The organism is Endobacter medicaginis (genome assembly GCF_014192375.1).
Taxonomy (GTDB): domain Bacteria; phylum Pseudomonadota; class Alphaproteobacteria; order Acetobacterales; family Acetobacteraceae; genus Endobacter; species Endobacter medicaginis.
Map to the genome: position 1 here is coordinate 1 of NZ_JACHXV010000039.1, position 7,283 is coordinate 7,283.

The window sequence follows — 7,283 nt, forward strand, 5'->3', positions numbered from 1 at the left end:
GGCCACCGGCCGCAATCCGCGCCGCGCAGCTTCCACTCGCGGCCGTCGCCGCGTAGGCTTCAGATCGGTGTCTCACAATCTGCGGGCGGTACACTTCGTCACTACGACGAAGCCCAGATCCTCCTTAAATCACAACCTCAAATCTGTGCCATTGGTGCTGACGGCGGACACGCGACCTTGGTGAGCTTCGAATCCGTGCCCGCGGACTTGAACGCGAACGCGGCCCCGGCTGCCGCGGTGCTGGCGACGACCGCTCCAACGAGCACCTTCTGCTTCGTGTCCATCAGACTGTCCCTCTCTCAAGGGGCCGCGCGACCGACGTGTTCCTGCTCGTCCTCTCCTCATCACCAGCGGATGCAATCTTGAACGCCAAGATTTGTGCGCGGTGGATCTGGGGAGGCTCGGCGAACAGCGAAGCAGCGCTTCCGGATAGCGCCGTACCGATTTCGCCCGACAGATGCGTCTCGCGCCCTGCCTCGTCGGCGAAGGTATCGAGGATGGCGAACCGAGTCTTTCCGAGACGCAGAGCGTACCACGACAGGGTGCCAGGCTCCCGCTCCACGGCCGATCGGGCTCCTTGGAGGAAGCGGGCAACCTCTTCCTCCGCACCGTCCCGTGCTTCAAGCGGAACATGCAGGGCCAAGCGCGGCAGGGCGTCCGCCGCCGGCACCTTGAGGGCGAGGATGTCGGCCGGCTCGATCTCCGGCAATCCGTTGAGGAAGGTGAAGGTCTTCACCACCAGCGCCCGGCCGACCGTGCCGAACAGATGCTTCAGCCGGCCGGCATTGCCGGGGAAGGTATCGAAGATGGCGAAGTCGGCGGGGCCAAAGCGCAGCGCGTACCAGTGCCGCGTGTCCTGCTCATGCTCGACCGGCTCCAGCGCACCCCGGAGGAATTCAGCGGCATCTTCCTGGTGGGTCGGCCCGGCTTCAATGCCTACGAACAGTGCCTTGTGCATCTTTTCTCTCCTTGTTCCGATGGTAGCGCCTCGAGCTCCACGGAAGGCGTCCTGGGCCTAAATCATGGGAAGTTCGCGCGGCCGGGCGCCGACAGCCCGTTCGGCCAGGGCGACTTCCCCGGCCCGCGCACCCCTGGCGGGCGCGTTCTGGAGGAGATCGCGGCCAGCCACGGCGCGACCGCACGCCAAGTGGCGCTTCGCTTCCTGGTGCGTCGGCCATCGCTGTTCGCTATGGTCAACGAGTCCTGACCCTAGGTCTGCCGACATACTTGGTCGCAAGCTGATCGACACCGCCGCTACACGTGCTCCAAAGCGGCGGTGTCGATCGGCATCGATAAGCGTTCTGTTCCCGGTTTTTCCGCCAATCAACCGTGCGGGCGCATAACAACCTTGATCACACCTTCTTCCTTGTCGCGGAATTTAGCGTACATTTCTGGCGCGTCTTCAAGACTGGCCGGGTGGGTGATCACGAAGCTGGGGTCGATCGCGCCCGCGACGATTTTTTCCAGCAACGGTCTAGTATAGCGCTGCACGTGGGTTTGGCCGAGCTTGATCGTTAGTCCTTTGTTCATCGCTGCACCGATCGGGAGCTTGTCACCCATCCCGACGTAGACGCCGGGCACGGAGACCGTGCCGCCCTTACGGCAGCTCATGATCGCCTGCCGCAGGACGTGGACGCGATCAGTGGCGAGCATCATGCTTGCCTTCACCTTGTCCATGACCGCGTCCGCCGCCCCGTGCGCGGCCGCCTCGCAGCCGACAGCATCGATGCAGCTGTCGGGGCCCCGGCCCTTGGTTCGCGCCTGCAGCTCGTCATAGACATCGGTTTCGGTGAAGTTAATCGTCTCAGCGCCACCGGCCTCCGCCATGGCGAGTCGCTCGGGCACCTCGTCGATCGCGATCACGCGGCCGGCGCCCATCATCAGCGCGGAGCGGATGGCGAACTGGCCGACCGGACCGCAGCCCCAGATCGCGACGGTGTCGCCATGCTCGATCTGCGCATTCTCGGCGGCCATGTAGCCGGTCGGGAAGATATCCGATAGGAAGAGGGCCTGCTCGTCGGTAACGTTGTCGGGAATCTTGATCGGACCGACATCCGCCATCGGCACGCGGAGATACTCCGCCTGACCGCCGCAGTAGCCGCCCAGCATGTGGCTGAAGCCGAACAGCCCGGCGGGCGAATGGCCCATCGCCTTGGCGGCCATCTCGGCGTTCGGATTGGTCCGATCGCAGGCCGCAAACAGACCCTTCTTGCAGAACCAGCAATCGCCGCAGCTGATCGTGAACGGCACCACCACCCGGTCCCCGATCTTGAGGTTGGTGACCTCGGACCCGAGCGCCACGACCTCGCCCATGTTCTCGTGGCCGAGGATGTCGCCGGCCTCCATGGTGGGCTGGTAGCCATCCAGCAGGTGAAGGTCCGACCCGCAGATCGCGCAGGCGGTTACTTTGATGATCGCATCGCGCGGGTGCTTGATCTCGGGATCCGCGACGGTGTCGACACGGACATCGCCCTTACCGTGCCAGCATAGTGCTCGCATGTCGTTTCCCCCATCTAATCGGACGTCCCCGTCGTAAGGACCTCGCCTAAGGCGCTCAACGCCTTGGGCTGCGGCATGGTTCCCGTCTGTCGGATCCGTGAACGAGCAGCCATTTTCGGGCAACGATCGGCGAGCTCACCCGCGACATCAGGCTCAAACTGTTCGTAAAACGGCCGGGGCTGTTGAAAAATGCGCGCTGGTAGCCGGTCCGGTTGAGGGCGAAATGAAACCCCAAGGTTTCTCGATCCCGTCTCGCATGGGATGGCGAAATGGGAATATTCGCGCGCTCCTCGCTCACCCTTGGATAAGCGCATCGATCAGCCGATCGTCGGCAGGCAGCTGACCATCAAGCATCAGCATCGCGAGACCATGAACGAGCGACCAAGCCCGTAACGCACCATTCTCTGCCTGCTCCGGACCAACATCCCCCCCGGACGAAGCCGCGGCGGCATTGGCCCGTAACATCCGCAATGCCTCGATTTCACCTGTCGCCTGGAGCTGCGCGGACGAGGTGAAGATCAGCCGGAAGATAGCCGGATTGGTGAGTGCGAACCGCACATAGGCCCGACCGGTCGCCGCGAATGAGGCAGCGCCTTCCTTGCCACTCGCCGCCTCTTGCTGGGCGATGGCGAGCCGATCCAGCCCCTCACGAGCGAGGGCCTGCATCAGCGCCGCCTTTTCGGGAAAGTGCCGGTAGACCGAGGTTGCAGAAACCCCAATCTCACGCGCCATTTCGCGCAGGGACACGCCTTCCACGTCACGTTCGGCCAGCAGCCGTAGACCGACCTCGATCAGGGCTGCGCGCAAGTCCCCATGATGATAGCGCTTTTCCATGTTGACACCGTTACCTTGCTGTCTATGCTCACGGTGTAAACATTGGAGGCGGGCATGGCTAGTGTTCTGGCGAGAAGGGATGATGATGAGGTGGAGGAAGGAAAGCGGACGGCGCATCGCTTCCTGACGGGCATCCATCGTCCGATGGAGCAGGAACTAACGCTGACCGAGCTGGAGGTGCGTGGCACCATCCCGCCGGCGCTCTGCGGTCGCTATCTGCGCACCGGACCGAACCCGGTCGCCCCCAATCCCGCTTCCTATCACTGGTTCACCGGTGACGGCATGGTCCACGGACTTGCGATCCGCGATGGCAAGGCGCTGTGGTATCGCAACCGCTGGATCGGATCCCACGCCAATGCCGCTGCTCGCGGTACGACGCCGGCGCCGGGGCCGCGTCATGGGTCCAGCGACACGGTGAACACCAACGTCGTCGATGTAGCCGGGCGGGTATTCGCGGTGGTGGAAGGGGGCAGCTACCCCGTCGAACTGTCCGAGACGCTGGACGAGCAGCACTATGACGATTTCGGTGGATCACTGGCCGGCTCGTTCACCGCGCATCCGCACCGGGACCCGCTGACCGGCGAGCATCACGGCATCTGCTACGAGGGGCGCCGCCCGAACGAAATCCGCCACGTCGTCCTCGACGCCACGGGCAAGGTGGTGCGCGAGGAGCCGACCGCGGTCGAGCACGGCCCGATGATCCACGACTGTGCGATCACGGCGCGCTACGTCGTCATCCTCGACCTGCCGGTGACCTTCTCATTGGCGACACACTTGGCCGGCCAGCCGCTGCCCTATGCCTGGAATCCGGCGCATCATGCCCGCGTCGGCCTGATGCCGAGGGGCGGCGACCAGCACGCGATCATCTGGTGTGACGTTGACCCGGCGTACGTGTTCCACGTCGCCAACGCCTTCGACTTGGCCGACGGGCGGGTGGTACTCGATGTGTGCGCCTATCCGACGATGTTTGCCGGCGCGCCCGGCGGACCGGACGCGACCTCGCGCGGACTGGAGCGCTGGACCCTCGATCCTGCCACCGGCACGACCATGGTCGGCACCATCGACGCCGGGCCTCAGGAGTTTCCTCGCATCGACGAACGCCGGGTCGGCCAAACGTACCGCTATGCCTATGCCATGGGCGTTCAATCCGACCGCCGCTTCCAGAGCGCAGGCCGGCTCTACAAGCACGATCTGATCGAGGGTGGCCGCGAGATGCACGACTTCGGTGCTGGCCGCCATCCGGGCGAGTTCGTCTTCGTGCCCGCGCACGCAGATGCGGGTGAGGATGAGGGCTGGCTGATCGGCTTCGTCATCGATGAGCCGAGCGATACCACGGAGCTGGTGATCCTGAACGCGGGCCAGTTCGAGCACGCGCCGGTCGCCACGGTGCGCCTGCCGCACCGCGTTCCGCCGGGCTTCCACGGCAATTGGATTAACGGGGGCACCGCACAATGAACACGATCACCACGACCATGAAGGACAGCATTGCAATGAACCGTCAGACGGGTAGCCGCATCGGCGTCATCGCCATCGAGGCCGGCGTCAATTTCGGGCTGCCGCTGCTGATCTACGATCGGGTGGCGCCGCATTCGGGCGACGTGGTCGCGCTGATCGCGTCCTCGCTGCCGCCCCTGCTCTGGTCGCTTGCCGAGTTCGTTCGCCGTCGTCGGGTCGATGCCCTGTCGATCCTCGTTCTGGCCGGCATCGCGCTATCGCTGCTCGCCATGCTGGGTGGTGGGTCGGCCAAGCTCCTCCAGCTTCGCGAGAACCTCGTCTCGGCATTAATCGGTTTGATGTTCCTTGGCTCCGCTGCGATCGGCCGTCCACTGATCTATCAGCTCGCGCGGGCGGGTCTCGCCCGCAAGTCGCCCGACGAGGTTGCCGCGTTCGAGGCCAAACGGGACACACCCCGCTTCCGCCGCGTGATGACGATCATGACGCTCGTATGGGGCATCGGCCTACTCGCGTCGTCGGCGCTGGCCTGCGTGCTCGTATTCACGCTCAGCATCCACGATTACATGCTCGTCAGCCCGTTTGTCGGCTACGGCTCGATGGCCGCGCTCGGCCTTTGGACCGTCTGGTACAGGCGGCTGGCGCAACGCCGCGCCGCACGCTGATCGTCAGCACCTTGGCGCAAGGGAGCCGCTGACGAACGGCGCGAACGTTCTCGGATTGGATGGTGATATGGGAAACGCCGGCTTCGCCGCGGGAATGTTGGCCAGTTAGCTTTGGGCTTCATCCAATGGGATCACAGCGTTCTATCAGGGGCAGTCTATCAGCGGCACGGCCTGCATCCGCACCAGCACGCCTATGCCTGTCCACTATCGCTCGCGCATTTTGCGTCGCTGCCTGGGTGCTGGCGGCAAGCGCTTTGACCTCGGAAGCAACCACGGCAAAGCCACGACCTGCATCGCCGGCACGGGCGGCCTCGATCGTGGCATTCAGCGCCAGCATCTGGGTCTGATCCGCAATCGAGGCTATGTCTCTGACCGTTTTATCGAGCTCGATCACCGTGTCTTCAAGAGCGGCCCCCCTCAGGGCGACTTCGCGCTCCAGCGTGACCTGTTTCGTGACATCGCTGGCGATCTTCAGAATGCGAGCCGGATGCCCTGCTGGGTCAAGGATCGGTGCATAAGTAGCGTGCAGCCATAATTCGCGGCCGTCTGCGCGATAGCGGGCGACTTCACCCTGTGCGTGCCGGCCATCGCGTAACTCCTGCCAGAAAGCGGGATACGCATCGGATGCCGCATATTCATGGTCACAAAGCACTCGGTGATGCTGGCCCTTGAGATCCGACAGCCTGTAGCCGAAAAGGTTGAGGAAACCGTCATTGGCCCATGTGACGGCGCCATCCATGTCGAATTCAATCACGAGTTGCGATCCACAGACAGCCAGCCAGGCGGCTCTGCAGTATTCATCGCTGGGGATTTTTTGTGGTGTCTCGCTCATAACGCGAGCCTGGGCGGGCCAGCCGGGGCGATGCCCATGACCATATTCGTTCTGCGGATAGATTGATAAAATTCGATCTGGCGCAACAATAAATTTCCTGATTGTTCACAGATGTTTGGCATTAAACAGCATACCCGGATTTGCTAGACAAGAGATTTTAGAGTTGCTTGAAGCTATCGCATTAAGTCCGCGAACCGATGGCGCCTTGATCCGTAATGGTATCAATAGCATTGAAGATTTGCGCAATTTGTCTCTTGATGATCTCAAAATGATTCCAGGAATTGGGATTTCCAGTATATCGGAAATAAGCAGGGCTTTGCGCTCTTCGAACGAAGAACCTGCTTCATATACAGCCGACCGGCTGCGTTTTTTAGAAGCCAGTATAAGGTGGCATCGTCTCAAGGCAGACGCATTGGAGGCCGAGCTTGAAATGCTCAGGATAGAGGCAGGCTCGGTAAGGGGGGCGAAGCGCCAACTGGCACGGCGAGCCTAGGAAATGAGCAAGTTGCTTCCGTTCAAGCCAGCCATGCCATTTTAGCGGGCACCGCCGTCGATTGCGGCCTCGGGCTCGCGCAGCCAATTGAGCGCGGTGTCAGGGTTCGAGAAGAACTCGACGCCAGGGCGATCGGTCAAACGCTTTGCCTGAATGCGGGCGAGACTGGCACCCGTGACGAAGGCGAGCCGCTTTGATCGAATGTCATCTCCGCCAACGAGGCGTGCAAAATCCTGAACGCGTTCCTGGCTCTGGATCTTCATTTGCCGAATGTCGCATAGGGTGATGTGAGCGTTGGCAGGACAAGGCAGCGCTGCAATCACCCTGACCCGTTCCGTCTTCATCGAAACGATGGTCGCACCGTCAAAAAAGCCGCCCATGGTGAGCCGAACCAGGCCAATGTCCTGCTCAACATTGTACCGCCCGCAGATTGTGAGACACCGATCTGAAGCCTACGCGGCGACGGCCGCGAGTGGAAGCTGCGCGGCGCGGATTGCGGCCGGTGGCC

At 62.8% G+C, this 7,283-nt stretch carries 9 protein-coding genes; 3 read left to right on the forward strand and 6 right to left on the reverse strand.

The window, feature by feature from the left end:
* Positions 1-137 precede the first annotated feature (137 nt).
* From FHR90_RS16620 to FHR90_RS16635, 4 genes are all read right to left on the reverse strand, one after another.
* On the reverse strand, positions 138-284 hold the full coding sequence (locus FHR90_RS16620; RefSeq protein ID WP_176623520.1) for a hypothetical protein: 147 nt from the start codon (positions 282-284) through the stop codon (positions 138-140).
* Positions 284-958 carry a putative quinol monooxygenase gene (locus tag FHR90_RS16625; RefSeq protein ID WP_176623518.1) on the reverse strand — a complete coding sequence of 225 codons (675 nt, stop codon included), beginning with the start codon at positions 956-958 and terminating at the stop codon, positions 284-286. The genes FHR90_RS16620 and FHR90_RS16625 overlap by 1 nt, the downstream gene beginning before the upstream one ends.
* 365 nt (positions 959-1,323) lie before the next feature.
* The gene (locus FHR90_RS16630; RefSeq protein ID WP_176623516.1) at positions 1,324-2,499 is read right to left on the reverse strand and encodes a zinc-dependent alcohol dehydrogenase; all 1,176 of its coding nucleotides are present in this window, start codon (positions 2,497-2,499) and stop codon (positions 1,324-1,326) included.
* Between the two features lie 294 nt (positions 2,500-2,793).
* The gene (locus FHR90_RS16635) at positions 2,794-3,333 is read right to left on the reverse strand and encodes a TetR/AcrR family transcriptional regulator (RefSeq protein WP_176623514.1); all 540 of its coding nucleotides are present in this window, start codon (positions 3,331-3,333) and stop codon (positions 2,794-2,796) included.
* Between the two features lie 90 nt (positions 3,334-3,423).
* Here FHR90_RS16635 and FHR90_RS16640 point away from each other — a divergent pair, with 90 nt between their 5' ends.
* A complete protein-coding gene (locus tag FHR90_RS16640) occupies positions 3,424-4,788 on the forward strand; it encodes an 8'-apo-carotenoid 13,14-cleaving dioxygenase (RefSeq protein WP_221188298.1) in 1,365 nt (454 codons plus the stop codon).
* Positions 4,785-5,450 carry a VC0807 family protein gene (locus tag FHR90_RS16645; protein ID WP_246330350.1) on the forward strand — a complete coding sequence of 222 codons (666 nt, stop codon included), beginning with the start codon at positions 4,785-4,787 and terminating at the stop codon, positions 5,448-5,450. The genes FHR90_RS16640 and FHR90_RS16645 overlap by 4 nt, the downstream gene beginning before the upstream one ends.
* A 118-nt stretch (positions 5,451-5,568) precedes the next feature.
* Here FHR90_RS16645 and FHR90_RS17700 read toward each other — a convergent pair whose 3' ends face one another.
* Positions 5,569-6,282 (reverse strand): methyl-accepting chemotaxis protein, encoded by a 714-nt coding sequence (locus tag FHR90_RS17700; RefSeq protein ID WP_176623512.1) that lies wholly within the window; start codon positions 6,280-6,282, stop codon positions 5,569-5,571.
* A gap of 163 nt (positions 6,283-6,445) precedes the next feature.
* Here FHR90_RS17700 and FHR90_RS16655 point away from each other — a divergent pair, with 163 nt between their 5' ends.
* The gene (locus tag FHR90_RS16655; RefSeq protein WP_176623510.1) at positions 6,446-6,775 is read left to right on the forward strand and encodes a DNA-directed RNA polymerase subunit alpha C-terminal domain-containing protein; all 330 of its coding nucleotides are present in this window, start codon (positions 6,446-6,448) and stop codon (positions 6,773-6,775) included.
* A gap of 41 nt (positions 6,776-6,816) precedes the next feature.
* Here FHR90_RS16655 and FHR90_RS16660 read toward each other — a convergent pair whose 3' ends face one another.
* On the reverse strand, positions 6,817-7,155 hold the full coding sequence (locus FHR90_RS16660; RefSeq protein WP_176623508.1) for a hypothetical protein: 339 nt from the start codon (positions 7,153-7,155) through the stop codon (positions 6,817-6,819).
* Between the last annotated feature and the right edge of the window lie 128 nt (positions 7,156-7,283).

Excerpts from the sequence above, each read along its gene's own strand:
- FHR90_RS16620 (WP_176623520.1), bottom strand. The coding sequence starts at position 284 with ATGGACACGAAGCAGAAGGTGCTCGTTGGAGCGGTCGTCGCCAGCACC.
- FHR90_RS16625 (WP_176623518.1), bottom strand. The coding sequence starts at position 958 with ATGCACAAGGCACTGTTCGTAGGCATTGAAGCCGGGCCGACCCACCAG.
- FHR90_RS16630 (WP_176623516.1), bottom strand. The coding sequence starts at position 2,499 with ATGCGAGCACTATGCTGGCACGGTAAGGGCGATGTCCGTGTCGACACC.
- FHR90_RS16635 (WP_176623514.1), bottom strand. The coding sequence starts at position 3,333 with ATGGAAAAGCGCTATCATCATGGGGACTTGCGCGCAGCCCTGATCGAG.
- FHR90_RS16645 (WP_246330350.1), top strand. The coding sequence starts at position 4,785 with ATGAACACGATCACCACGACCATGAAGGACAGCATTGCAATGAACCGT.
- FHR90_RS17700 (WP_176623512.1), bottom strand. The coding sequence starts at position 6,282 with ATGAGCGAGACACCACAAAAAATCCCCAGCGATGAATACTGCAGAGCC.
- FHR90_RS16660 (WP_176623508.1), bottom strand. The coding sequence starts at position 7,155 with ATGGGCGGCTTTTTTGACGGTGCGACCATCGTTTCGATGAAGACGGAA.